This is a genomic window from Mesorhizobium sp. LSJC285A00 (assembly GCF_000503155.1).
GTDB lineage: Bacteria > Pseudomonadota > Alphaproteobacteria > Rhizobiales > Rhizobiaceae > Mesorhizobium.
The window spans coordinates 22408-47181 of sequence record NZ_AYVK01000046.1; the positions used below are offsets into that span (position 1 = coordinate 22408).

General features: G+C 58.7%; 17 protein-coding genes and 9 pseudogenes. 12 read left to right on the forward strand and 14 right to left on the reverse strand.

Annotated features, from left to right (window positions below; all coding sequences use genetic code 11):
• Positions 1-463: 463 nt before the first annotated feature.
• Positions 464-817: a helix-turn-helix transcriptional regulator gene (locus X726_RS1000000169800; protein WP_084630913.1), complete on the reverse strand. Its 354-nt coding sequence runs from the start codon at positions 815-817 to the stop codon at positions 464-466.
• A gap of 971 nt (positions 818-1788) precedes the next feature.
• Here X726_RS1000000169800 and X726_RS142015 point away from each other — a divergent pair.
• The 6 genes and pseudogenes from X726_RS142015 (at position 1789) to X726_RS1000000172025 (ending at position 7413) form a co-directional block, all read left to right on the forward strand.
• Complete coding sequence (locus X726_RS142015) at positions 1789-2718, forward strand: 2-oxoglutarate and iron-dependent oxygenase domain-containing protein (RefSeq protein ID WP_031215446.1); 930 nt, start codon at positions 1789-1791, stop codon at positions 2716-2718.
• A gap of 588 nt (positions 2719-3306) precedes the next feature.
• The gene (locus X726_RS142010; RefSeq protein WP_031215447.1) at positions 3307-3726 is read left to right on the forward strand and encodes a DUF2267 domain-containing protein; all 420 of its coding nucleotides are present in this window, start codon (positions 3307-3309) and stop codon (positions 3724-3726) included.
• 524 nt (positions 3727-4250) lie between these two features.
• A pseudogene (locus X726_RS142005) lies at positions 4251-4612 on the forward strand (transposase); the annotation flags it as partial.
• A 551-nt stretch (positions 4613-5163) separates the two neighbouring features.
• Positions 5164-5361, forward strand: coding sequence for a hypothetical protein (locus X726_RS142000; protein WP_023672821.1), 198 nt, complete (start codon positions 5164-5166; stop codon positions 5359-5361).
• Positions 5351-6253, forward strand: coding sequence for a recombinase family protein (locus X726_RS1000000172020; protein WP_023672822.1), 903 nt, complete (start codon positions 5351-5353; stop codon positions 6251-6253). Before X726_RS142000 ends, X726_RS1000000172020 begins: the two co-directional genes overlap by 11 nt.
• Positions 6247-7413, forward strand: a complete 1167-nt coding sequence (locus X726_RS1000000172025; RefSeq protein WP_023672823.1) for a recombinase zinc beta ribbon domain-containing protein — start codon at positions 6247-6249, stop codon at positions 7411-7413. Before X726_RS1000000172020 ends, X726_RS1000000172025 begins: the two co-directional genes overlap by 7 nt.
• A gap of 25 nt (positions 7414-7438) precedes the next feature.
• Here the strand turns inward: X726_RS1000000172025 and X726_RS1000000170800 are convergent.
• A pseudogene (locus X726_RS1000000170800) lies at positions 7439-8185 on the reverse strand (IS3 family transposase); the annotation flags it as partial.
• Positions 8186-8263: 78 nt separating this feature from the next.
• Between X726_RS1000000170800 and X726_RS141995 the strand changes: the two are divergent.
• Positions 8264-9316 (forward strand): IS110 family transposase, encoded by a 1053-nt coding sequence (locus X726_RS141995; protein WP_023672826.1) that lies wholly within the window; start codon positions 8264-8266, stop codon positions 9314-9316.
• Between the two features lie 244 nt (positions 9317-9560).
• Here X726_RS141995 and X726_RS01000000167555 read toward each other — a convergent pair.
• The 4 genes and pseudogenes from X726_RS01000000167555 to X726_RS04900 form a co-directional block, all read right to left on the reverse strand.
• A pseudogene (locus X726_RS01000000167555) lies at positions 9561-9817 on the reverse strand (transposase); the annotation flags it as partial.
• Positions 9818-9961: 144 nt separating this feature from the next.
• Positions 9962-10153, reverse strand: a complete 192-nt coding sequence (locus X726_RS1000000172030; RefSeq protein ID WP_023672828.1) for a hypothetical protein — start codon at positions 10151-10153, stop codon at positions 9962-9964.
• 301 nt (positions 10154-10454) lie between these two features.
• The gene (locus X726_RS141990) at positions 10455-10670 is read right to left on the reverse strand and encodes a ribbon-helix-helix protein, CopG family (protein WP_023672829.1); all 216 of its coding nucleotides are present in this window, start codon (positions 10668-10670) and stop codon (positions 10455-10457) included.
• A gap of 156 nt (positions 10671-10826) precedes the next feature.
• A pseudogene (locus X726_RS04900) lies at positions 10827-11394 on the reverse strand (recombinase family protein).
• A 425-nt stretch (positions 11395-11819) separates the two neighbouring features.
• Between X726_RS04900 and X726_RS01000000167565 the strand changes: the two are divergent.
• Together X726_RS01000000167565 and X726_RS04895 are read left to right on the forward strand one after the other, a co-directional pair.
• Entirely contained in the window at positions 11820-14411 is a 2592-nt protein-coding gene (locus X726_RS01000000167565; protein WP_023672831.1) for a CehA/McbA family metallohydrolase, read from the forward strand.
• A 53-nt stretch (positions 14412-14464) separates the two neighbouring features.
• Positions 14465-15057: pseudogene (locus tag X726_RS04895) on the forward strand (HupE/UreJ family protein).
• 14 nt (positions 15058-15071) lie between these two features.
• Here the strand turns inward: X726_RS04895 and X726_RS1000000171300 are convergent.
• Positions 15072-15217: pseudogene (locus X726_RS1000000171300) on the reverse strand (IS110 family transposase); the annotation flags it as partial.
• Positions 15218-16490: 1273 nt separating this feature from the next.
• On the opposite strand from X726_RS1000000171300, the gene X726_RS141985 reads away from it, so the two are divergent.
• The gene (locus tag X726_RS141985) at positions 16491-18074 is read left to right on the forward strand and encodes a carbamoyltransferase C-terminal domain-containing protein (RefSeq protein ID WP_023672834.1); all 1584 of its coding nucleotides are present in this window, start codon (positions 16491-16493) and stop codon (positions 18072-18074) included.
• Positions 18075-18128: 54 nt separating this feature from the next.
• On the opposite strand, the gene X726_RS1000000170805 is transcribed toward X726_RS141985, so the two are convergent.
• Complete coding sequence (locus X726_RS1000000170805) at positions 18129-18392, reverse strand: hypothetical protein (protein WP_023672835.1); 264 nt, start codon at positions 18390-18392, stop codon at positions 18129-18131.
• Positions 18393-19415: 1023 nt separating this feature from the next.
• Positions 19416-20081: pseudogene (locus X726_RS141975) on the reverse strand (DUF6118 family protein); the annotation flags it as partial.
• Between the two features lie 145 nt (positions 20082-20226).
• Between X726_RS141975 and X726_RS141970 the strand changes: the two are divergent.
• Positions 20227-20448, forward strand: a pseudogene (locus X726_RS141970) (type IV secretory system conjugative DNA transfer family protein); the annotation flags it as partial.
• A gap of 490 nt (positions 20449-20938) precedes the next feature.
• Here the strand turns inward: X726_RS141970 and X726_RS04870 are convergent.
• Both X726_RS04870 and X726_RS141965 read right to left on the reverse strand, forming a co-directional pair.
• Positions 20939-21232: a helix-turn-helix domain-containing protein gene (locus X726_RS04870; protein WP_023672839.1), complete on the reverse strand. Its 294-nt coding sequence runs from the start codon at positions 21230-21232 to the stop codon at positions 20939-20941.
• Positions 21229-21417, reverse strand: coding sequence for a hypothetical protein (locus X726_RS141965; protein ID WP_023672840.1), 189 nt, complete (start codon positions 21415-21417; stop codon positions 21229-21231). Before X726_RS141965 ends, X726_RS04870 begins: the two co-directional genes overlap by 4 nt.
• A 226-nt stretch (positions 21418-21643) precedes the next feature.
• On the opposite strand from X726_RS141965, the pseudogene X726_RS141960 reads away from it, so the two are divergent.
• A pseudogene (locus tag X726_RS141960) lies at positions 21644-22309 on the forward strand (IS5 family transposase); the annotation flags it as partial.
• A 117-nt stretch (positions 22310-22426) separates the two neighbouring features.
• Here the strand turns inward: X726_RS141960 and X726_RS01000000167570 are convergent.
• The 3 genes from X726_RS01000000167570 to X726_RS01000000167580 all read right to left on the reverse strand — a co-directional run bounded on the left by X726_RS01000000167570 (position 22427) and on the right by X726_RS01000000167580 (position 24125).
• A complete protein-coding gene (locus tag X726_RS01000000167570; RefSeq protein ID WP_023672842.1) occupies positions 22427-22867 on the reverse strand; it encodes a chromosome partitioning protein ParA in 441 nt (146 codons plus the stop codon).
• 574 nt (positions 22868-23441) lie between these two features.
• Positions 23442-23699 carry a hypothetical protein gene (locus tag X726_RS1000000171310; RefSeq protein WP_198037385.1) on the reverse strand — a complete coding sequence of 86 codons (258 nt, stop codon included), beginning with the start codon at positions 23697-23699 and terminating at the stop codon, positions 23442-23444.
• A 129-nt stretch (positions 23700-23828) separates the two neighbouring features.
• Positions 23829-24125, reverse strand: coding sequence for a hypothetical protein (locus tag X726_RS01000000167580; RefSeq protein WP_348626781.1), 297 nt, complete (start codon positions 24123-24125; stop codon positions 23829-23831).
• Positions 24126-24774 lie beyond the last annotated feature (649 nt).

The window sequence follows — 24774 nt, forward strand, 5'->3', positions numbered from 1 at the left end:
GGGGGTCCCCTTTAGTCACAGCCGCCCTCGGACTGTTTCAGACCGACACTATCATGAAGCCCTTGGCGTTTCAGGTGCTGCCGGTCTACGACACGATTTACCAATTACCTGTCCGCGCTACCCGGCGCTCCACGTTCCCGGTGCCGAGCCGAACACGCATCGCGAGGTAATGTTAAGCAAGGCAGAAGCAATGCGCGAGGTGATCTAGCCGACGAATACTTTTCTCCTACATCGATCGGGCATTTACCTGCGTCAGTGTGCAGTGCACCGCGGCTCGACTTGGACCGTTCCGAAATGGACCGAAGATTAGTGCTCCCACCGCTCCGACAGATGCAAGTCCAAGAAAATTCCTGGCCAAACCGATGTTAAAATCGCCGAATTGCAAGAGTGCGTACCTTTCTGCGTAGCATAATGATCGCGACTTAGGCATGAGATTCCTTGTGAAAGATTTTCGGCTGACCTTTTACAATTTGATAATTCCAGATTGAAGCGCTTTTACTGCCGCTGCTGTTCTACTAACAGTATCCATCTTTTTCATAACATTTTTTATGTGAAAGTTAACGGTATTTACAGATATACCCATTATGTGCCCGATTTCCCACGACGACTTCCCTTTCGCCGTCCATAGGATGCATTCCTTTTCTCTTGGAGAAAGGGTAGGTATCTCCTCGATGCCGCTAATCCGCCGGTGTTGCATCGTCTCTGCTCCACAGCCATTTGCACAGGAGGGTGTTACTGGCGCGCAAAACGGCCGGGGTTGTAAGCTTCGGCTCTGCGCGCCGTCCTGGGCAGCTCTGCATCGCCTCAGCTCTACCATCTCATTGCGGCTTGCGAAGTTATTTCAACTTAAAGTTATGTTTCGCCATCATCATGCGAGTGCAACATAGAGGAAACGAGTCTGTATTCTTCAATCACCGTAGCGTTCTTTCAATATCAACAGTGATGTTGAAAGTGTTTTGCGACCGCATCGTTTAATTCGGCGCGACAAAGAAGTTAAACCCAGAGACCTCAGATCGGCCTGTCAAGGTAAGGCATAGGCGATTAATTTAGGCCTGAGGCAAATCCGAGGATCTGCGGGCTCTGCGGCACGCCTCATCCTCCGAGGATGGGATGGTCATCACATTCGAGGCAGACTCCAATGGTGCTGGAGGATGCCAACAGTGCAGGGATATCCCTGGCGCTGAGCAGGCAAGTTATGCCGCGATCACCCTCTTGAGACTGGGGATCGCCTCGACGAGCGTGACGACATTGCCGGCGCAAACGACCGAAGGCGTGTGCGCCCCCCGCGCAGGAGATCCGCTCCGGGATCGTCGCCTTTCCGAGCGCGCCGGCCGCAATGCCTGGGGAAGAGGTAATCAGCGGCTCATCGGCGGGGTGTGGCGGGTTCGTCTTCCGGCAAAGGCGCGCGCGCACAAAACTCTAATCATACGGTCCCGTTTTTCACTTCAATTTGCGCGGTCGGCGGCAAATTCGAACGAGTTCCGGCCGATTTTCGGAGCATGTCAAGCAGGCTTTCGTAGATCATTTATAGAAACTATATAAGACAAGCATTACTTTCAGTGTACCAATGGGAAATTTTTCTTGCAGAGATTTAACAGCGGCCGGACGAGATGTAACAATGAATCCACATATTAATAATATATCCCGTATTGCCATTGCACGCAATTCGATAGATATATTCGTGCATGGTGAAGCTATATCCATGCCGAGATACACCGCGGACAAGGACGCCAACTTCTAAGCTTTCCAGAGCCCCACAAGGGCCAAAGCACCAACGGAGAAGCGAATATGACCACGCTACCACAAATTTCACTGGCGAAACTGGCAGCCGATGCAACGAAACGTAAAGAGCAACAGCGCTTGCAAATGGCCTGCGAGGAGTACGGATTCTTTTACCTTGTCGAGCACGGCGTCCCGAAGGAACAGATCGCACAAGCCATCGAGGCTTCCCGGCGGTTTTTCGCGTTGCCAGAGGCGATCAAGGAACGCTATGGTCACGCCTCTCAAGGCATGTATCCTACTATCGCCCGTGGATACAGTCCGTTGCACGGCGAAATACTCCATCCCGAGGCCGGCCGCGATCCAAAGGAATTGTTCGATCTCGGAATTGACAACGAAGGCGACCGGCGTCCGTTTGCTGGAATCACGCGCTTTCCGGATGAGGCGTTGGCTCCTGGTTTCGCCCGAAGCCTGCTTGCTTTGCAGGCTACCGTGCTCAGCGGAGTTGTCCCGCTGCTTGGAACCGCGCTTGCCGACCTGATCGGTATGGAACAGGGCTGGTTCCGAAGCCATTTCAGCCCGCCGACACTCTTGCAACGCGTGATCCGGTATCCAGCTCGCGGCGGCACGTGTGCCAAGCACACCGACGGTGGCTTCTTCACGCTGTTGCTGCAGGAGGAACTCCCCACCCGGTCCTTGCAAGTGTGGTTCCGCGAGCGTTGGATGCCAGTGCCGAGCCTGCCCGACAGTCTCGTAGTCAATTTGGGCGACATGCTTCAGGCCTTGAGCGACGATCGCTTCAAGAGTACGCCGCATCAGGTCGCCCACAGTGGAGTGAGTGACCGAATTTCGCTTCCCTTCTTTATCTATCCCGATACCGACGCTCGCCTGACTTCGCCGCAAGGGCGGCACACCTTCAGTGTTGCGGAAATGATGCTGCGCAACTTCGAGTCAGTCGAAACAGGGCATGGCGCCGGACGCGCACGAGACTTGCAGTAAGTGTTCGGTTTTCTCAAGCGTGCGCAAACTATCGCAACGACCCGGCGCCCCCTCGGTGTGGTAGGGCGGAAGAACACTCCTACAATCTAGACCGCCCCGCCGTCCCACCGTCGTCCACATTGCGCAGCGGCTATGCGCCTCGGCATAAAGCGCGCTGATGCTGTCATATTGTTTGAGTTGTGGCCGCACGAGATCCAGCGGTGCTTTTCAGGCGAGTCTACAGCGCCATCGCTGCGCTGAGGCGATGAATCCGGATTTGGGAAGCGAAGCGACCAATCCGGGATGGAACGAGGAGTACTTCTCCAGGCCGCGACGGGCCCCGCACAAATGAGCGTATCCGCGGACCCTGCGGTCGTAGTTCGCAGATCCGAGCGAATTCCGGGGTTAGGTTTTGTCTTTGGAATTTAGTCCGCGACTGCCAGGGACATCGGCACCAACGGCATCATCTCTCAGCCACGTCCATCCGTTTTCTTGCAGCGCTAGGCCCTCCTGACCAGGTTGGTCTGCCTCAAGGCCGACAAACCGCATTTCGACACTTAATGGCGACTAATCTGATCCTGACAAACCTTTAAGGACAGGAGAATGCTTATGTACGTGAGCCGTGATCTAAACTATGCATTGCAAGCAACGCTGAATTGGATCAGCGATCTGGCGTGGAGACTTCGCTGGCATGATCGCGAGCGGGTTTTCCAAGCCTTGATTGCGACGCTGCATGCCCTGCGCGACTGTCTGGATCGCGACGAGGCTGTATACATGGGCGCGCAGCTGCCAGCCTTACTGCGCGGCTTTTACTACGAGGGTTGGCATCCCGGCCGCCGCGCTAGAGCCAGAAACCGCAATTCGTTTCTCGACCGGATCCACGACAGCGTCCTCTGCGACCCGGCGGTGGATCCGGAAGAGGTTGCTCGCTCGGTCCTCGGCCAATTGGCCGACCGTTTGTCTGCAGCAGAGCTAGAAGAGGCCAAGGCCGCCACTCCAAGAGTGCTGCATGACCTTTGGCCAGCCTGAGAACAAACGCCTACCCCATGAGCGTATACACGGAGCAACCTTTGGGGGCTTTCGACGAGGAAACCTTTTGACTAGGCTTCCTTAAGGTCAGCAACAAAAGCAATCTTGGCCGCGCTTGAATACCTGGCGTCGGCAACTCTCTAATATGGTCGAAAAAGTCGGCTCCGAATCAAGCGTTGCTTCAATAATCGCGAGGTGTCGGATGGCATCTGGTTCCCTATACGCTGGCCTTGTGATTCTGGCATCGGGTGGGTTTGGCGATTTTCCAGAGGTTCTGGGCGGTGGCCGGAGGTTGGACTCGTCGCGGGCAGCGCTCGGTCCTCGGATATCGCAGTCGATCGGGATTTAGTTGACCGTGAAGAATTCGGAAGCTGCGGATATCCCATAAGGGATGCGGCCGATTTGCAGATTTTGGAATTACAGGTAGCGGCCAATTTTTGATAGTTTTCTTGAAATTCCAGTTTTCGATTTCGTCACGCGAAGCGCGATTCACTGGTTTCATCGCAGTGAATCGGCGCTAGGTGATGGGCAGACCACGCGAGCGGCTCGAGACAGGAGAACAGGATCTGTTCCGCGCCCGCCTTGGTCGGATCCTCAACATGTACCACGAGATGGTGCGGCTGGCCCGCACCATCGACTGGCCGGTGCTGGAAGCGCGCTTCGGCGAGGTCTATTGCGACGGGCCGGGCATGCCGCCGCTGCCGACGCGGCTGATGGCTGGGCTCGCCATCCTCAATTACACCTTCAATCTGTCGGACGAGGTGCTGTGCGCGCGCTGAATCGAGAACCCGTGTTTCCAGTATCTGTGCGGCGAGCGTTCTTCCGCCATGAGCTGCCGTTCGACCGCTCCTCGATGACGCGCTGGCGGGGCCGCATGGGCGAGGAGCTGACCTGCCACTGAACTGTCATCCATGGCGATTAGAGCCTTGGCCGTTTTTGTTACGCCTCTTGGCGCGGGTTGAGCACGGCGGAGGCGCGGAGCCTTCCATCAGCACAGCGCCGGAGCTGGTTGCGGTGATGTCCTCGGCGTATGCCGCCGGGTCTGGTAGCCGAGCGAGGAATGGGGCCTCGCGGTGTTGTACAATCGACGAGAGAACGCCCACGGGACCGAGGAACGCAAGTTTCTTTATCCGTCGCATTCCTGGGCCGGGCGTTGTGTTCACGTTCATGAGGTGATCGAGAAGGCTGACCGGGAGGTTTTCCGCTGCAGTCTCTCTGGCCACGCCTCCGATCGGTGGCTGGAGGTTCCGGCCTGGATGTTTGATCGCGCGGTCTGCACCGCGTGGCGCATTGCCGCTGCCCCACATGTCGATCCCAGAACGCTTGGCGTCTTGGTGACACTGCTGCAGGACGCGACGGCCAATTCCCACACCCCATCGCAATTGGAGGATTCGGGCGCAGCATCGGATCCTCACGACGCGAATCGGGGAGAGGTCCATGCCGCGCCAGCCCACGACATATCAGTTCGATCTGTTCTCCAACCCGCACGATGCGGAGACCGCGCAGATGCCACCATGGCAGGCGCTGCCGGAAGAGACGCGCCTGACGCTGACAAAGCTGATGGTGCGCCTGATCCTCAACCACGTCGACGGCGAGCGCGCCGTTCCACGGGAGGAGGCACGCCATGATGCATGAGGAGATCCGGCCCCACCATCTGGAGCGAAAGGCGATCCTTTATGTGCGGCAGTCCTCGGCCCATCAGGTTCTGCACAATCGTGAGAGCAGCGCCCTGCAGTATGCGATGCGCGATCGCCTGGTCGCGCTCGGCTGGTCTTGCATCGAGACGGTCGATGACGATCTCGGCCGCTCTGCTGCTGGCGGTGTGGCCCGAGCGGGCTTCGATCGGACGGTCGCAGCAGTCTGTCTCGGCAAGGTTGGGGCGGTTGCGGCGCGGGAGGTATCGCGCTTCGCCCGCAACAGCCGCGACTGGCAGCAGCTCATCGAGATGTGCCGCGTCGTCGATACCGTGCTGATCGACCAGGGGACGGTCTACACACCGCGCCAGGGCAATGACCGGCTGCTGCTGGGATTGAAGGGCAGTCTCAACGAGTATGAGCTCGATCTTCTGCGTCAGCGCTCCTTGTCGGCCCGCTATGAGAAGGCCCGGCGCGGTGAACTCGTCGTCGCTTCCCCGGTCGGCTTCGTGAAGGTCGGCGACCGGCTGGAGAAGGATCCCGACCGTCGCATGCAGGAGGCCATCACCCTTGTGTTTGACAAGGTGGCGGAACTCGGCAGTGCCGCCAGGCCCTGCTCTGGTTCCTCGAACATGGGCTGGATTTGCCTGCCAAGCGCTGATGTGGTCTGGCGCTGGCGAAGCTATGCGACCATCCACCGAATGATCGAGAACCCGATCTACGGCGGCGCCTACGCCTATGGTAAGACTCGTGCTGCGTCGGGATATGATGCAACAGCCATTCGTTCGCGAAGCCGCCGTAAGGCGCGTGATGAATGGCTGGCGCTGATCCCGGGTGCACACGAAGGCTACGTCAGCTGGGAAAGGGCGGAAGCGCGATCCGCAAGATGGTGAGCGACAACGTGCCCACGAGCCGGCATCACGGGGCGCCCAAGCATGGCGACGCTCTGCTCGCCGGCCTTGTCCGCTGCCGGCGCTGCGGCCGCAAGCTGACGGTCCGCTACACGGGAACCAAGCACAACATTCCGCGCTATTCCTGCTGGCGTGGTCTTCTTGACAATGGCGAGCCGCGTTGCATCGCCTTCGGTGGACTACGCGTCGACGCCATCGAGGAAGCTCTTCTGCGGGTTGTCGAGCCGGTAGCGATAGCCGCGGCCGTCGAGGCCGAAGCGCAAGCGGCCAGTCGCGGCGATCAGGTCCGCGATGCTCTGATGCGCGATCGCGAGGCGGCACGCTACAACGCCGATCGGGCGTTCCGGCAATACGACGCCATCGATCCGCAGAACCGGCTGGTCGCGGCGGAACTGGAGTTGCGATGGAACCGGGCGCTTACGCATGTCGGCGAGATCGAGAGCAGGATTGCCGCGCATGATGCCTCGACATCGGAGCCATCACTTCTGTCGCCAATACACGTCACCGCGCTCGCCGCCGATCTCAAGGCTGTATGGGCGGCGCCGACGACGGATGCAAGGCTCAAGAAGCGCATCGTTCGCACCGTCATCCGGGAGGTGGTCGCCGATATCGATGACGAAGCGTCAGAGATCGTTCTTCTGATCCATTGGGTTGGCGGCGTCCATACTGAACTGCGCCTGCCGAAGCGGCGCCGTGGACAGCGCAACAGCACGTCCGGCGATATCATCGCGGCCGTCCGCCAACTGGTGCTCATCGCCAATGATGATCTGATTGCTGGCATCCTCAACCGCAATGGACTGGTGACCGGTCACGGAAGTCGATGGACACGCGAACGGGTCACCGCGCACAGGTCGCATTATAAGATCCCTGTCTTCCGGCCAGCGGCGGACGGCAAAGAGCCATGGCTTAACCTGAACAAGGCGGCGCGCCTTCTCGGCGTTGCACCGAAGACCCTCAGGCTCGCCGCCGAGGCGGGCGAGATCGAAGGCGTTCATCCTCTGCCGAATGGTCCATGGGTCTTCAGCCGATCAACGCTTGGCGAGCCTGCGGCACAGCGCATCGTTCATCGCGCGCGGCAAAACCCAAAATACCCCACGGGATCGCATCCAGATCAGCAAAACCTATTCACTTCAACGACATAGACAGATGGGTGTTATGAAAAACAGGATTGTAGTCCTCCCGCCATTCGGCGATGGCGCTGCGAGCGTGGTCGAGGCCGAAGAACAGGCTCTCGTTCAAGAGCTCGTCGCGCATGCGACCGTTGAGAGATTCGACATAACCGTCTGCATCGGCTTGCCTGGCGCGATGTAGTGCCATTCGATCCCGTGATCCTTCGACCGTGCGAGGATGGCGTTCGAGGTGAACTCGCTGCCATGGTCGGAGACGATCATGCGCGGCTTGCCGCGGTGAGCGATCAGTCCCGTCAGTTCACGGGCAACCCGAGGGCCGGAGATTGAGGTGTTCGGGATCGCGGCCAAACATTCGCGCGTCACGTCGTCGACGATGTTGAGCACGCGGAAGCGCCGGCCGCAGGCGAACTGGTCATGCACGAAACCCACCGACCAGCGCGCATTCGGCTTTGCCTCGACTAGGATCGGCGCCCGCGTGCCGACGGCTCGTCGTCGCGCCCGACGCTTGCGCACCGTCAGTCCTTCCTCGCGGTAAAGACGATAGATACGGTTGATCCCCGATGTCTCGCCCTGGCGCCTGAGCAGGATGAACAGCCGTCGATAGCCAAAGCGTCGGCCCGCTCGTTGGCGAGGTCACGCAGCCGACCACGCAGCTCCGTCTCGGCGCTCGGCGAAACTGGTAGCGGATCATCCTACGATCGGCGTCGACAAAGGAACAGGCCCGACGCTCCGATAGGCCCATGACGGCCTGCAGATGCGCGACGGCTTCGCGCCTGGCGGCGGGCAGGCCCTACCATTAATGGGATTGTCCGCCCCGTCCTCACGCAGCATCATCTGGGCAGTTACACCAAAGGAGGTTGCAATGTCCCCACGCAACGCGCCGCGCCCTGCGGCAGTCTATGGAGTCGATATCGGCAAGAACATCTTCCACGTCGTCGGCTTGGACAGCGGCGGCGAGCCGGTCCAGCGCGCTCGCTTCCGACGCGATACGCTGCTGCTGTTCTTTGAACGAGCAGCGCCTGCGATCGTCGGGATGGAGTCGTGCGCAGGATCACAATGGATCGCCAGGAAACTGCATGCGCTGGGGCACAAAGTTCGCTCGATCCCGGCGCAGTTCGTGAAGCCCTACGTGAAGTCGAACAATAGCGACATCATTGATGCCGGGGCCATCGCAGAAGCGGCCACGAGACCAACAATGCGGTTCGCCACCATGAAGAGCGAAGAACAGGCTGACCTCCAGGCTCTACATCGAGTTCGCGATCAGATGATCGGCACGCGAACGCGTCTGATCAATCAGATGCGGGCATTCTGCCTGGAATACGGCATTGCATTGAGGCAGGGAGCAGGCCTGTTCAAGCTCGACCTGCCGCTGGTTCTCAACGATGCGTCGAACGACCTATCGCCGGCGATGCGCAAACTGCTCACCGATCTGTTCGCCGACCTGCACCAGTTAGAGCAGCGCATTCAGGACGTGACGAGGGAGATAGCTGCGATTGCAGATCGAGAAGATGTTGCCCGCCGGCTCATGACGATCCCCGGCATCGGAGCACTGGGCGCCACCGCCCTTCTTGCGGCCGTCGGCAACGGACGCCAGTTCCAGAAGGCCCGCGATCTGGCTGCATGGCTGGGCCTTGTCCCGCGGGAACACTCGACCGGGGGCAAGCAGAAGCTCCTCGGCATCAGCAAGCGCGGGAACCGCTACGTCCGCAAGCTCCTCGTTCATGGCGCGCGATCCTGCTTCAGACATCTGGATCGAACCCGGGGTCGCCTTGGAAGCTGGCTCGATGGGCTGCAGAGCCGAATGCATCCGAACAAGGCCGTTGTCGCACTCGCCGCCAAGATGGCACGTATTGTCTGGGTTGTTCTGACCAAGCCGGGAGCGCTCTACGAACGCAGGGATCCTGCATTCGCCTGACACTTCCGGCTCGATTGCAAGGCTCGGGAATAATGATGACGAAACAGTGGATCAGCATGCCGTAAGCCCTGTGCAGAAAAGCGGGCTTCGTGCCCGAACCATTTATTGGGAACGGCGTGCGCGGATCTCATCATGGCCTGGCTGCAACAGCAGCCCACTCGCGAGAGGCCGGATACATTTATGCAACTGGAATCGTCATCGGCGATGTCGCGAACCCTTGCACGGACGGGGCGGACCATACATTTTTTGACAGAAGCTCGCGCAATGCCGAGGCTTCGAGCAACTGGTCGGCGAGCAGCTTCTTCAGCTTGGCGTTCTCGTCTTCCAGAGCCTTCAGCCGCTTGGCGTCAGAGACGTCCATCCCGCCATACTTGGCCTTCCAGTTATACAGCGTGCCTCGGCGATCCGATGCTTGCGCGCCAGGTCGCCCGCCTTTGCACCCGCCTCATGCTCGCGCAGAACCGTGATGATCTGCTCTTCTGTAAACCGCTTTCTCTTCATCAGTCCGTCCTTCAATCAAGGCTCGGACTCTAATCTCAGATGGAGGAAATTGTCAGTGCGCAGGTCAGGCCGCACCTTGCCCTCTCGATCACGTTAATCGCCAGTTCCATGCCCCGGCGCCGAATATGCTGTGGGTCTCCGACTTCACCTACGTCGCGACCTGGACTGGCCCATGAGCGTGTCTATCGCCGGATCGAGCCGGCCGGTCCTGAAATCTACCAGATTGGCGAACAGCTCTAGCACTTCGATCGCCACCGATCCGAGCGGCCCGCTGCGCGCGCCTGGCTGGCGCTGGGCCAGCTCGTAACGCTTGACGGCCAAGAGGATTGTGCGCACCTCCTGGCGGTTCGTCCGTCGCCAGAATACCCCTTCGCAACCGCGCGGGAATGCCGCCGAACGGGCGTGCGCTCCCGTTCGGCCGGTGCCCCTGCGAGCACCGCCCCAATTTGTTCAAACATCGTTCCTTCGTCCTCCGTCTAGGAGGGCACGGACAGCGGACAAAGATTCGACGTTCCTGCAAGACGCAAGTCTTGCAGGGTGGCTCGCTCTCGACTATGTTGGGGCTGTTCAGGCGGTCCCAACATGGCCTTTTCCGGAATCCGAAAACCCCTCGCCGCTGCTAACGGCTAGGGGTTTTTCATTTTATGCCCTCGTGCTTTTTCTCGAAATAGAACCTCAATGCAGCCTCGATGATGGGAGTGCGGCCACGCACCCCCTCAGCTTCCTTTGTCTGATCGATCTGTTCGATCAGCTCGGCGGGAAGGTAGGTGTTCACCAACTGCCGGCCAGCCGCGACGTGGCGCGCCCTATGGGCAGCAACCTTCTCTTTAACTGGCAAGACTTGGCGACTCATGGGTTAGAAGAATCTTCGTTTTCTCCGATTCTTCAACCCCATATCGCCAAAGGACTGAAATCCCATGGCTTTGGCGGTGGTCTCGGCTGTTTGGATGTCGGAAACAAACAAAAACCGTCCGAATCGTGACGGCTCGACGGTCCTTCCCTCGGAAAATCAGAGAGGCGCGGCCGCCGCGTCAGCAATTGCCCGATAGAGGGTCGCGCGATGCACCTTCAGGAGCCGCGCAACCTCGGCCACGGGCTTGTCCTGGGCGATGAGCTGGCGAGCATGCGCAACCTGATCAGCCGATAGGGCAGGGGAGGGGCCGAACCGCACCCCGCGCGCCCTGGCCGCGATCCGGCCGGCGCTGGTGCGCTCCGCGATCAAGGATCGCTCAAAATCCGCAATGCCAGCGAACACGGTCAACACCATGCGGCCGGCCGGCGTGGTCGTATCGGCCCACGGCTCGGCCAAGGATCGCAACTCGGCCTCGGCCTCCCTGATGCGCTCGGCAATGTCGAGAAGATCGCGCGTCGATCGGGCGAGGCGGTCTAGCATGGTGACCGTCACCACGTCGCCGGCGCGCAAATGATCGAGCATCTTCAACAGCTCGGGCCGATCGCGCTTCGCCCCCGAAACCTTTTCCTCAAAGAGGCGAATGCAGCCGGCCGCGCCAAAGCGCCGCGCGCTGCTGGTCGAGGTCTTGGCCCTGGGTGGAGACGCGAGCATAGCCGATTATCATGGCGGGGGATTCCTGTCGCAAGTTATGTCACAGAATAGTTACCACTTGCGACAAAGACATGCGACACCAAACCCCCCCTGATTTTCAGGGTCACCGATCCGTCGCAGGTTTCAGGAATTGCGCGACAGCATCTCAGCATCACGGCGAAAATTGGGGAAAATGTGCGCAAAGAACGAGAAAACGCCGATTTTCCGCGGCCAATTCGCATTATTAGCGCAAGCCACTCATTGACATCTACTACCTTTACGATGGGGTTCTGAGCTGGTCCGCTGTCGAGGGGCAGCTAGCAATATCGATATGATTAACTTCGAATCGAAGACACATATTAATCGCACAATTGGTAACACTCAGCGACCGCGTAAAGAATTAAAGAAAAATCTTTTAGGGGCTTAGCTGGTCGTTACCGGGCATCTAGAGGATCAACTATGAGCATGCATCGAGACGGCCCAGCTTCGCCGCTGTTCCGGCCCGTCAGCTTTGATGGCAACTTCACATTCGAGGAGCTTGCAGCCCATCAAGACGTATCGGCCGAGCTGGCGCAGGCAGCTCCGTTCGCGCATTCCGGCTCGTGCGTCGCCTGGGGCATTCCGTTTGAAATCGGACGCCCGGTTCTTCTCAAGGATCAGCCGCTTACAGTCAAGATCTCGCCGACTGCAGCTCGATGGTTCGTATTCATGCACGCCTCTGATGTTCGTCGGCTTTCCCCCGATCAAAATGGGCTGATCTCTCCCATGCGAGGAATCGGCCAGCTAAACGAGCACGCGGCGAACTACGTCCTGATCTATGATGATGGCTCCGAGGAAAGGGTGGAGATCCGGCGGCGACATCAGGTCGGATCGCTGCTCTTTCGGTGGGGCGAGCATTGCACTCAGGCCGTTGCGGCTAGAAAACCTCGCCCGCTTGCACTCAGTGAGGCCGACCAGCCAAAGCCGATAAGCAATGCGGCTGATTATCGGTGGCCCATCGGGTGGGGGATACGCCAGCAGCAGGCGCTGTTCGAAGAGGGACCATGGATGAATTTCGTCTGGGCCTTCGAAAATCCGCATTCGGATAAAGCCGTGGAGGCCATCAGGTTCGAGCCTGTCTCCGGCAGTCTGATTATCTCCGGAGTTTCCGCAGGCGATAGCCGTTCAATGCCGCTCCGTTGGGAAAAGCGCAAGAAAGCGCTGCTCACCATGCCACCCGAAGCGAGCTTCGATTCGACGCTCGATCAGCATGGTCTCTTCAGTCAGATCCAACTCGATCTCGGGCAGGTTATCTCCGCAAGCCCACGGCTCGTCTATCCTATGGAGCATTGGGAAAAGACGCGTCAAAACCTGCAACCGGAAGCGAGCCCGACCGAAATAGTCGTCGAATATGCGGCGCATCCCGATGCATGTTTCCACCTTGCGGATAGAACTATTTCCATTTCTGACGTTGAAGACAGTGTGTTGCAGAACGAACCAATTCTGCAGAGTATCCTGCCGGCCAATCAATCCGTGATCCTGCGCGTCGTCGAGGAGCGAACGAATAAGCCCGTCCCCGTAAAGCTTCACGTGCATGGCCCGGCGGGTGAGTACCTTGCTCCGACAAATGGGAACCGCAACCCAAATCCGCGATGGTTCGAGAACTACAGCACCGAGCATTGGCAAGGCCTGCATCTGTCGACCTACATCTCAGGACAGACGACGATCGAATTGCCGCTGGGTGACGTTTACATGGAGATCACGAAGGGATTTGAAGTCAAGCCGATCCGAAGGAAGTTCCATATCACTCGAGAAACAGAGCTTATTACCGTAGAGCTCGAGAAGGTCCTTCATTGGCGCGAAGAAGGCTGGGTCACCGCCGATACGCACGTCCATTTTCTGGCTCCCGCAACGGCCATGCTGGAGGGCGCCGCTGAAGGCGTAAACGTCATTAATCTCTTGGCGAGCCAATGGGGAGAGATGATGTCCAATGTCGGGGATTTTGACGGCAGGACAACCTTTGGAAGCAGAGCCGCCGGTGGTGACGGCGAGTTTCTTGTCCGCATCGGCACCGAGAACCGACAACGCGTTCTTGGTCACATCTCCCTGCTCGGCTATTCCGGCAACATGATTGTTCCCCTTGCCGCGGGCGGCCCTGATGAATCAGCCGTCGGCGACACGGTCAATGTTCTCATCACTGAATGGGCGCGGCAATGTAAGAAGCAGGGCGGCCTCGTCGTCCTGCCCCACTTTCCCGATCCTCGGATGGAAGGCGCCGCAACGATCGTGCTGGGGGAAGCGGACGCCGTCGAAATGATGTCGTTTATTGACTATTACAGTGGCATCGACGCCTACTCTCTCTCCGACTGGTATCGCTACCTGAACAACGGTTACCATATCCCAGCGGTGGCTGGCACAGACAAGATGTCGGCTGAGTTTGCCGTAGGATTGACCCGTACCTACGCAAGAATCCCCGGTCATCGGGAGTTTTCCCACGAAACGTGGATGGACGCTGTTCGAGCAGGCCATACGTTTGTGACATATGGCCCTCTGCTGGATCTTAATGTTGACGGAAAACCCATGGGCGGCCGCATTGGCCTTTCCTCGTCGGGTGGAACGGTCAACATCAGTTGGAATCTCGCAAGTGTGATCGTGCCGATGACCAGGATCGACCTCATCGTCAATGGCGAGGTCAGAGAAAGCCGTACCCTCAAACCGTGGCAGGATGCCGGAAGTTGGTCGGTGCGTTTTGAGAAAAGCTCCTGGATCGCGTTGCTTGTTCGCGCGAAATACGACGACAAACCGGAGATGATCGCCGCTCACTCGTCGGCAGTCATGATCGATGTCGAGGGCTCTCGGTTATTTGCCGCAGCCGACGCGCTCACAATCCTGGACCAGATCGAAGGCTCGATTGCCTACATCGACACAATCGGAACCCGCGCCGAGGCCAAGCGCTACAAGGAGATGCGGCTCATGCTCCAATCGGCTTATCGGCGCCTCCACAATCAAATGCATCAAATGGGCTACCATCATCCGCATACCCCTGGCACGCACCATTCCGAGCATGATTAGTTAAAAAGCTTACGACAAGTGCGCACAGGTTTGTAACATCCATGGAAAATCCGATGACCAGAAGCAAATCCAACGGACTAGCCTTCGTGGCAATTATGCTTACAGCTGCATGCAAGCCGGCATTGTCCCATATCGGGGTCGGCTCAACTAATTCGTTGGCGGCCGGCTTTGCGCATCCGCTCTTCGGGCTTGACCACGTCACGGTGATGGTCGCGGTCGGTCTGTGGGCGGCGCTGAAGGGCGGACGTGCGCTATGGGCCTGGCCGGCGGCCTTCGTCGGCTTGATGCTTGCGGGCGGCGTGATGGGGGTTGCCGGTGTGCCCGTTCCCTTCGCCGAGCCCGCCATCCTCGCCTCGATCGTGGCGCTAGGCCTGCTGATCGCCGCTGCGGTAGACTTGCCTGTGGCTACAGGGGCGGGCATCATCGGCCTCTTTGCGGTTTTCCACGGTCACGCGCATGGCACCGAGATCCCGGAGACGGCGGGCGGCCTCGAATATCTCGCCGGCTTTGCCCTTGCTACGGCACTCCTGCACGGCGCCGGTATTGGCTTGGGTTGTTGTCGGGCCAGCGTTTTCGCTGGCCTGTGCGACTGGCAGGCGTGGCGACGGCGGCGGGCGGCCTCGGCCTGATCGTCGGCACGGTCTAGCTTAGCTATAGCTAGGCCTTCCATGCGATCTCTCGCACCTTCAGCGGCGCCTGCTCCAACCGGTATAGCTTCGGCTTGCCGATCTTGGGCGGATGCCTATAGGCCCAGGCGCTCTCGACAAGCACGTGGTGAGCGCGCGGCCGTTGCCTCCCTTTGTGACAGTGATCGAAGAGTTCGTCCCGGCCTGGGTCGCTGCAGTCGCCACTCGAACAGAAGATTTGGGAAGGGCAGCCTGTCACCCCAATTTTAGTTCAGAATCGTTGCCCTAGTGCGCATCCGCAACTGCGCTTTCGAATCATCGCGCATGATGAATACATACCAGTATAGGGCGTTAAATTGCCGCGACCACTGTGCCGTCCGGATATCTTAAGCCCCGACGATTCGATCATAGGTCTGAAAGTACCGACATGTGAGCCCTTGCCATTTTGAAACAAAACTATGAGGCCATCACGCTCAAGATGCTTGCGTATTCCCGAAAAAAATTCACGATGCAAAAGCCACTTGTCGTCTATTATATACGCGGCTCCATGTTAATGCTGTACTCAGCCATATTGCGCTCAACATATTGGGGCGGATTGCCAACGACGAGGTCAAATTTCACCCACTCTGGCAATGCCAGAAGACCGTCTCCTTGATAAACTGTCACACGATCTTCGATGTTACTCGTGCGGGTAGTATATTGTGCGGCATATCAATGGCAGGCTGATGAAAACCGGCAAGACACAGACTCTTGCAAATATTGTTAGCCAACATCTAATATCCAATAAATCCAGGACCACTACACCATTAAAACATACGCTGAAGGCGAGGTCTGTCTTTGAAGCAATTGAAAAGGTCGAGGTAATCGTCAGCAAAATCGAGGCCACCACCATCTAGGCTATCGGTATACTAGACTGAAATGCCGTTCCAGCTTTTGGATTTGTAATCGGGCCGGAGAGAGTCAGAAGCGGGCGGTGTGGGGCGAGACACCATCGTTTATGTATCCTGAAGCTGTTGCGGCGCCTAGATTTTTCCAGTTGCACCTACAACAATTGGTAGTTGCTGATTGAACCGAAACTAAATTCAGACCTGATTCGAAGCCGCTAGATTCTCGTCGCCCACATGCGCGCGCTCCCAATGCCACTTGCCAAAGCCATGATTTTGCTCCCACCTTTTTGATTCAGGCTCTTAACAGAGGCAAAAGCTGCGCGTGCAGCACGCGTGCAACAGGATATTCGAAACGCTTCCCCTTTGAGTCAGAGGCAAAAGAATTCGAAATTGTCAATTAATGGAAATGTTCCTGTTATATTCGAAACATACACTCTTTATATTTAAAGTCGTATCTTAATACAACTTTTTTATCAAAATGGAAATATGTGCTATGGTGATCTTGTGAAGGAAGAATATCTTGTCTTAACCCGTATAGTTTTGCCTAGTTCGTAGGAGTTTGATGCATGAGGATAATTTCTTTCAAACCGCACCATGATGGCACGATTGCAGTACTGGATGCATCATCCGCAGAACTCATCTATTCATACGAGGCTGAGAAGGATAGCTTTCCCAGATTTTCGACCATCACCCCGACAACGGTCCTCGACGCCGCTGGCAGGCTGGACGCCATTCCGGATGTGTTTGCTGTCGGTGGGTGGGAGAGGACAGGATTCGCGCGCCACGTCTCCGATGCGGCAGACTACTGCGGGATAGCCGCAGGATCGGAGATTGTCGGTGAGAAGACAATCTTCGGCACGAGGGTGCATTTCTATTCCTCTACGCACGAGCGCTCCCACCTCTGGGGCGCCTACGGCATGTCGCCATTTCCCGCCGGAATGGCCTGTTATGTGCTGATCTGGGAAGGGGTGCTCGGCGATTTCTACGAAATTGATGAGCGCCTGCAGGTCGTGCATTTAGGAAAAGTGATGCCGGGCCCTGGCGACAAATATTCTTTCCTCTATGCGCTGGCAGATCCGAAATTCACATTGCCTAAAGGACGATTGCGCTATGAAGACCCTGGTAAAGTAATGGCGCTTTGCGCCTACGGGCAGACCGGAAAGCCCGACCTGGACGAGCAGGCTCTGATCGACTTCTTGCTTCCGCGCGACCATATTACGCAGTGGCTGAGCAAGGAGGAATTGCGGAATTCGCCCTACTACGATATTGGCGTAACCCATCAGAAGTTCACCACCCTGGCTAAGCGATTTTCGGACGCCATCTTCGATTCGTTCTACACCTTTGCGAAAAAGAACCTGACAAAGGGATTCCCGCTGCTGATTGCCGGCGGGTGCGGGTTAAATTGTGAGTGGAACCGCCGATGGGTCGAAACAAACCTTTTTTCCGATGTATTCATTTCTCCATGCACAAATGATGCGGGCTCAGCAATCGGGACCGCAGTCGACGCGATGCGGCATTTCACCGGCAATGCTAAAATCAAATGGAACGTCTATTCAGGCCAGCCTTTCATATTTGACGAGCTCGACCAGACCGAACTAGAGGTCCATCCGCTGGACTACGGCCAAGTCGTCTCGGCGTTGCTCGACGATAAGGTTATCGGCTGGGTACAGGGGAATTGCGAAATCGGGCCACGGGCGCTCGGCAACCGGTCAATTCTCGCCGCGCCTTTCTCAAAAGAAACCCATGAGCGCTTAAACTGCATCAAGAACCGGGAGGGTTTCCGCCCGATCGCACCGGTTTGCCTGGAGCAGGACGTCGCGCTCCACTTCGACTTGGCACGCCCGTCGCCGTACATGCTTTTTTTCCAGAAAGTTCTCGATAGCAGGTTGAAAGCCGTCACGCATGTCGATGGAACAGCACGGGCCCAGACAGTTTCTCGGGAGCAGAACTCGCGCCTCTTTCAGCTGCTGACCTCGTTCAAGGCGAAAAGCGGGGTCGGTGTTCTTTGCAACACGTCACTGAACTTCAATGGCACCGGCTTCATCAATCGTGCAAGCGATTTGCTGACGTATGCCCGGGCCACAGGTCTCGACGGATTTGTTATCAACGATGCTTTTTATCTCCTCAAGACGGCACGCCGTGCGGCGTAGATCCGGCAGACCCGCATCGGGATCAGGGCCGAGCAACTCGACGCCTGGCGCGGACTATAACAGGCAACGCTGACGCCGCCACGGCCCGATCATGGCTCGGGTAGTCCCGGCGCGGCCGGCCCCGATGCCGGAAAGCTTGGCCCCGATGGCAACGCCAACCACCCACCGCGCGATCCCCTCGCCTTCCAGGAAAAGCTGGCCGACGACATCACCAGACGCGCGGTGTCGGCCGGCAAGCTGAAGGAGGCGATCGCCGCGCTGCACGCCAGGCTGACGCCCGAACAGCTCGAGATCTTCGCTTCGGCGGATCGGCCTCATGGACCCCCCCCCCGGTCCTTGGCCCTACTTCACTTCAACAGTGAGATTCTTAAAAGCACTGTGGGCTCAATGCGTTGCAGGAGCGCGAACGGGTGTTTGCACTACTTTTGCGGGTTTTGGCCGCCGCTCAAACGGCCTTTTCGCGGATGTTTTGCGGCAGGGCGACGCCGGCGGCTTGGAAGACGGACCCGACTTGACCTTTCACGTGGGTTCGGGTGGTGATGCGCTTGCCTCCTGCAGGGGCGTGATCCTGGCGTTTGTTAGCGGTCGCCAGAAAGTGCGCGTATTCGGTGCCGTGGGTTGTTTAGGGGTTCCTGCGAGGTCATCGCTGCTGATTTCGTTTAATCGATCGGGGCATTGAGGTTTTGGATCTCCTGCTGGATGTCGACGGCGTAGCATGCCCAGATCTTGTCGCGCAGCTCGGTGAGGAGCTCGCCGCTGGCCTGCAGCTGATCCTTCCGTCCCAGCGGCCGGATCAGCCGCGGCGCACCCGGCCGCCCTCGCGCACGCTTTCGGCGAGATATAGGTAGCGATGGCCTCGCGCGCTTTCTCCACGACGAACATGCCGGGATTGTACAGAGAGAATCACTAAAGATGATCGATCGAAACAATAAGTAAACCGTGGATGTTTTCGCTACAAATCCTGCACGAAGAACACCCGCATCAAAAAAGCAAAAGCTTACAGAGCCAGTTGCCAGCTTGTTCCGCCGCTATTGTTCAAGTCGGGCTTGGAGCAAGTCGCCGGATGATGCATCCGGTCAGACAAATCGGCCACCAGTCAACGGGATGCTTTGCGCTAATCATCCGTCTATCAACGCAGGAATTGGCATTTTCTCGCTGACTACGCACAACAATAGGGATTTGCTGGTTGGTGAAAGATTTGTCGTTCTACGGTGATCAAACGATCAACGGGATCGATCGGACACGCAAAAACCACGGGCCATCGTGTCCCAAGGTGCGGGGATCACTGCGGCCCGAGCAGATCATGCCCTTGCCCGCCAATCCAATTTTCTGCGGCCACGATCACTGTTTCAGCGCTGAAACAGTGATCGTGCATTTCTGATCCTTCTTCCCCTTGGCGACCGCTTCAGCGCACGCAGCAAGCGCCTCCTGATTGGTGCGCACGAGGTTGCTGGCATCGACAATGCTGCGCCAGCCTCCGGGGTTTCCTGACTGCATCAGGGAGATTCCGGCTTGCCAGCGCTCCGCGTTCATGACGGTTGAGGCCACGGCCATATCCGTTGATCCGGGGAGTATACGCGGGGCGAACAGCGTCAACAGCACGCCGGAGACCAAGGCGGCAGCTCCCACGCCCCATAACCAACGATCCTGTTGCTGGCGCTCGCGCGCGTCGGCGACATGACGGGCGAGATTGTTGGCCGTGCGCTCGAGGTCGGTTGCCTGGCGCTCGAGCTGCTGTGCGGCCGTGCGGATCAGGCTCTCGCCGCTGCGCTCGAGCATTGCCGCATAATGCTCCGCGCTGCGCTTGAGAATAGGCGACTGCTCGACCGCCTTTAGGTGTTCACCGACAACGGCGAGCTGCTGCACGATGCGGCCCAGGTCCGGGCCGTAGTCGGTCGGCTGCTGGAATCGCTCAAACTCCTCGAACGCCGCTTCCACGCCCTTGCGGATCGTGGTCATTTCCCGCGTGAGATCGCCGGCGAGGTCTTCGACCGTCTGCCGCAACGCCTCGAACGCTTGGGCGGGATCGACGGCGTCGTCGGGTGATGCCTTCGGCTCGAATCCCTTTCCTGTCGTCGTTGTCCGTCATGGCGTCTCCTATCGTTCCATCCCCATGCTCTGGCTGCGCCCGCGTGCCAGGCTGCGTTCCACGACCGTCGCCTTTGAAAGCATGGGCCGCGCCCTCGATGCCGAAAAGACGGGGATCTCCTACGCCGAACAGCATGTCGGCCGCCCGCTGCTGACGCCCGATGAGATCCGCAACCTGCACCAAGGCATCGAGCTGCTGTTCCTCGCCGGGCAACGCCCGATCGTCGCCGGCAAGCTCGCCTATTACGCCGATCCCGAATTCAGGGGGCTGTTCGATGCTGCTTGAGGGCCCTGTCACCTGCCCTTGTCGCTCTGGCGCTGACGGCCTGCACTCCGGCCCAGCCCTACAGTCACGGCCGAAACGGGCATCTGCAATCCCGAGGCAGCACAACGCCTCGTCGGCCGGCCCAGGTTAACGGACGACGAGGCCAAGCGGCTGACCGGGGCCGCTATCGTGCGCCAGATCGCACCAGGTCAACCCGTCATCCAAAATTACAGCAACGCGCGTCTCACCGTCGAACCCGAACCCGCAACCGGCCGGATCGTGCGGGCAGTTTGCGGATAGACGCGGCCCGGCTAGCGCCGGGACTTCTGAGTGCGGCTCTCTACGGCGCGCTCGGGCGGGTCGCTTGCGCGACGACTAGCCCCCGGCCGGCCCGCTCTCTCAATCTGGGGCCGTAGGGGCGGCCGGGGGCTGATGGTTACATGCTTGCCTGCAAGCATGTTTTCATCGCTCTATTAATGCAGCGCCTCAATGCCTCGCCGGCGAATGACGTTCAACAAGGCCAGCGCCGGCCCTTGGCCTGTGCCTCGCCACGCTCGAACTGAGACACATAGCCGGGCGTCACATTGAGATAACGTCCGAACGCAGCTTGGCTAAGGTGTGCCCGCTCGCGCACGGCCCGCACCTCCGCACCCGTAATCGGCGTTTCGGTCGGCAGGGCCTTCTCTCTAAGGTGCCGCGCCGTGATCTTCTCATAGATCGCCTCGTCCATGATCCCGAGGCGATGCTGCGCGCTCGCCATTTCCGCAATTTCGCGCGCAAGGCGGCTAGGCTTCGTCGTCGTCATGCTCGATCTCCTTCAAAATCACCTTCCTCAATGGCTTGCCCGACCAGCTCGCTCGATGCAGCAAGCCAGTTCGCCCCGATAGTGCGCAGGGCCTCCAACTCCGCATCGTCGATGCTGTCGCGTTCGCTCTTGGCGAACGCGTAGAGAACGCTCGACAGAAGCTTGCTCACCCGCTTGAGGCCCATCAGTTCGCTGCAAAAGTCGCATTTGGCTTTGTTTTATGATTCACTTTCGTCTGACAACGGGAGTGATTTGCGATGCGGGGTCGTAGTGAAGGACCGGGAAGCCTTTTCAATATGTTCCGTTAGAGAAGCGCATTCCGTTTGGATCATCCTCTGCGGGCGATCCGGCAGTTGTGCGATGAAGTGCTTGGTCGTCTGGATGTCGTCCTCATAGGCTTTAACAGGCTGCGAGCATTTTTCGGTGGACGGCACGCTGATCGATGCCTGGGCTTCGATGAAGAGCTTCCGCCCGAAGGATGGTTCGGGCAATCCGCCAGGGCCAGGGCGCAATGGCGAGCGCAACTTCCGCAAGGAGAAGCGCTCGATCAGACACATGCCTCCACGGACCGATCCCGACGCCCGGCTCTACCGCAAGGCGGACGGCCATCCGAGCCGCCTGTGCTTCATGGGCCATGTGCTGATGGAGAACCGCAACGGGCTGGCGGTCGATGCAACGTTGACGCACGCCACCGGCAAGGCCGAGCGGGAAGCCACGCTTGTCATGCTCGACCGGCGGCAAGGCAAACATCGCATCACGCTGGGCGCCGACAAGGCCTATGACGTCATGGATTTCGTTGGCGACCTGCGCCAGCGCCAAGTCACTCCGCACATCGCCATACAAGGCACGGTCTCAAGCGCGGGCACGGTGCGCAAGACCGCTATCGACGGGCGCACCACGCGCCATGCCGGCTATGTGATCAGCCAGCGCATCCGCAAACGCATCGAGGAGATATTCGGCTGGGTGAAGAAGCCGGGCGGATTGGCCAAAACCAAATTGCGAGGGCAGCCAAGAGTGGAGGCCGTCTTCACCTTTGCGGTCATCGCCTACAATCTGATCGCTTCCCAAAGCTCCTGAAAGGGCAGATCGCATAACCGTCAGCAGAAAGGACCGCAACTCGCGCAGCAATCTCAGCGCTGCAACCCGCCGCGAAAATCGCGCAGACAACAGAAAACTTCCGTCAAAAAATCGAGATCAGCAACGATCAGACTTTTGCAGCAGCCTGTTAAGGCGCGATTGATGGATGGACGCGACCGATAGATTGAATCGCTCCGCGATCGCGGCGGCATCATCGGCCGCCCGGCCTCCGGCGTTCGGATGCACGAGATTCAGCACCACGAAAGTGGGTGGGTTGCCGGCCATGTCGAGAAGCCGCTTTAACGGCTCCAAGGTGTCGATCGCATATATCTGCGCCTGGGTCGGGATCAGCACCATTTCAGCATGCTTGGCCGCTTCGGTCGAGGCGCTGTCCATCTTGCCGGGGGGGTCGATAAACACCCACTTCATGCCAAGGCTGCGATAGGCGTCGAGTGATCGGCGGATAGCGCCGGGTTGGATCGAGGCAACGTCCGGCCCTTCTCCTTCCCGCCGGTCAAACCAATTGACGGCGTTCGTCTGTGGGTCGAGGTCGAGCAACGCGGATTTCTTGCCGGCAGTTAGCTGCGACGGCAAGCGACGTGGCGTTTGTCGTTTTCCCGGTCCCGCCCTTTTGTGTGCAGAATGCTACTATAATTATGTTTGCATCCTTTTTCATGCATCATATAAGCATACATGCTTTCGTGACAACATGAAAGCATGTATGCATTGATAAGATATTAAGCATCCTCTCCTAATCGGCCGACATCGGCTCGTCGCAGTCACCGCAAATCAGCTTCGCGCCGAGTTTTGCCCAAGCGTGCTGATCACATGAGGGGCAGGTGTAGCGGGATTGCTGGCGGACTTTGCCTTGCGCTTCTTCCGCGCCTCGGCATCGTTGCAAAGCTCGATATAGAGAGTGGAAAAGTCTGACTGCGCGGCCAGCTCGGCAAAAGCGCGGGCATAGCCATTACATCATCGAGCGCGGCTGCACGATTGTCCGGTTTCCTTTCCACCTGGGCGGCCGGTGTCGGACGGATGCCGGCCGATCGCATGCATTTTCGCCGCCCATTCCTTGTTGTGGTAGCCAGCCCGCGAGGGCTTGCCGAAATGGTGCTGCCAAAGGTGCGTCATCTCATGGGCGAGGGTGGAAAGGCTTTGCTCGTCGGTGCGGTTTTTGAAGTGTGACGGATACAACGCGATTTCGTCGGTGATCTCCGTGCCGTCCTTCGATCCGAACCGGCTGCCGGCGAAATAGCCATAGGCTTTTGTTCTTGCGCTGCAAGGTCACCAGGCAGGGCGGCAGCTCGCCACCAAACAGCAGATCGTTGAAGAAATCGAACGCTCGATGTAGCGCGGCATAGATTTTTTCGGCCGGATTGGCGGGAGACATGGAGGCCTCTCTTTGGATCGTACGCTGGGCGTTTGAATTTTGGCTGTGAGAGTGCCGCGCCGGCCCCGCACTTAACGCGGGCCGGAACCGCCGCAGGGACGCGATAGCGGCCCGAATAGCGGCGTCCGCTTATTCTTTCCTATCTTTTATAAAACCAGATGGGGATTCAGTCTGCTTGGCGGACTCATGTTGTTTCATCGATCTCGCAACGCGGGCAAGCGCCTGTCCCAAGGGGTTATCGCCCACGTCGAACAGGGCCAGTTCGTCCATCGGAAGGCTTGCGCGGTGCGCCTCGGTCTCGGCCATGCGCTCGGCCTCGGCCTGTACGTGATCGTCGGGCGGGGGAGGGATCATGCCGAAGCGGCCAAGAAACTGCCTGGCGCGAGCCGGGAGCGACAGACGATAGGCATTGCTCGTCTGCTGCACCTGGGGGCCGCGCCCTGGGGCGCGCCTCGTTGCCGGTCGGCACGTAGCGCCGCAGCCAGTCGAGGAAGCCATGCGCCCGTTAGTTCTTCAGCGCCCGCACGATCACGTCACGTGAGCGTCTGAGCTTGCTCCGTCTATGTCGCCTTTGTCATCGACACCTATGCGCGAAGGATCGTCGGCTGTGGGTGAGCCGGACGGCGCAACCAGCTTCGTTCTGGACGCTCTGGAACAGGCTCTCCATGTTCGGCGGCCCGTAAAGGGCATAGGCGCTAAGATAGCTTTGGCATGGACTGAAATTTGCGCTTTCGTGGTGGTTCGCGCCAGCGATATCGCAAGGCATGGAGATTNAGCGGGCGCCCGTCGCTCAAGGGGGAGAGACACCCAACTCCTGCGAGAGGGGTTCGGTCACAAGCGCGATGAGGAAGTGGGCAAGGATCCAAGGCTTTGCGATCCTTGGGTCTTTTGCGGGAGGAGAGCGCAGCCCGATCAGGCTCTTCAGACGCTTGAGGGCGAGTTCGATGCGCCAGCGCATGCGGTAGAGCTTGAGGATCGTATCGGCGGGAAACTCCTCCCGGTCAAGCGAGGTCACAAGCAGGACGAAGCCGGCCGCAATCAGCGTCTGCGGAGATCGGAAGAGCACACGTCTGAA

Bases quoted from the DNA above. Each gene is read 5' to 3' on its own strand.
- X726_RS1000000169800 (WP_084630913.1), bottom strand. From the start codon at position 817: ATGGTAGAGCTGAGGCGATGCAGAGCTGCCCAGGACGGCGCGCAGAGC.
- X726_RS142015 (WP_031215446.1), top strand. From the start codon at position 1,789: ATGACCACGCTACCACAAATTTCACTGGCGAAACTGGCAGCCGATGCA.
- X726_RS142010 (WP_031215447.1), top strand. From the start codon at position 3,307: ATGTACGTGAGCCGTGATCTAAACTATGCATTGCAAGCAACGCTGAAT.
- X726_RS142000 (WP_023672821.1), top strand. From the start codon at position 5,164: ATGCCGCGCCAGCCCACGACATATCAGTTCGATCTGTTCTCCAACCCG.
- X726_RS1000000172020 (WP_023672822.1), top strand. From the start codon at position 5,351: ATGATGCATGAGGAGATCCGGCCCCACCATCTGGAGCGAAAGGCGATC.
- X726_RS1000000172025 (WP_023672823.1), top strand. From the start codon at position 6,247: ATGGTGAGCGACAACGTGCCCACGAGCCGGCATCACGGGGCGCCCAAG.
- X726_RS141995 (WP_023672826.1), top strand. From the start codon at position 8,264: ATGTCCCCACGCAACGCGCCGCGCCCTGCGGCAGTCTATGGAGTCGAT.
- X726_RS141990 (WP_023672829.1), bottom strand. From the start codon at position 10,670: ATGAGTCGCCAAGTCTTGCCAGTTAAAGAGAAGGTTGCTGCCCATAGG.
- X726_RS01000000167565 (WP_023672831.1), top strand. From the start codon at position 11,820: ATGAGCATGCATCGAGACGGCCCAGCTTCGCCGCTGTTCCGGCCCGTC.
- X726_RS141985 (WP_023672834.1), top strand. From the start codon at position 16,491: ATGAGGATAATTTCTTTCAAACCGCACCATGATGGCACGATTGCAGTA.
- X726_RS1000000170805 (WP_023672835.1), bottom strand. From the start codon at position 18,392: ATGAGGCCGATCCGCCGAAGCGAAGATCTCGAGCTGTTCGGGCGTCAG.
- X726_RS04870 (WP_023672839.1), bottom strand. From the start codon at position 21,232: ATGACGACGACGAAGCCTAGCCGCCTTGCGCGCGAAATTGCGGAAATG.
- X726_RS141965 (WP_023672840.1), bottom strand. From the start codon at position 21,417: ATGGGCCTCAAGCGGGTGAGCAAGCTTCTGTCGAGCGTTCTCTACGCG.
- X726_RS1000000171310 (WP_198037385.1), bottom strand. From the start codon at position 23,699: ATGTCTCCCGCCAATCCGGCCGAAAAAATCTATGCCGCGCTACATCGA.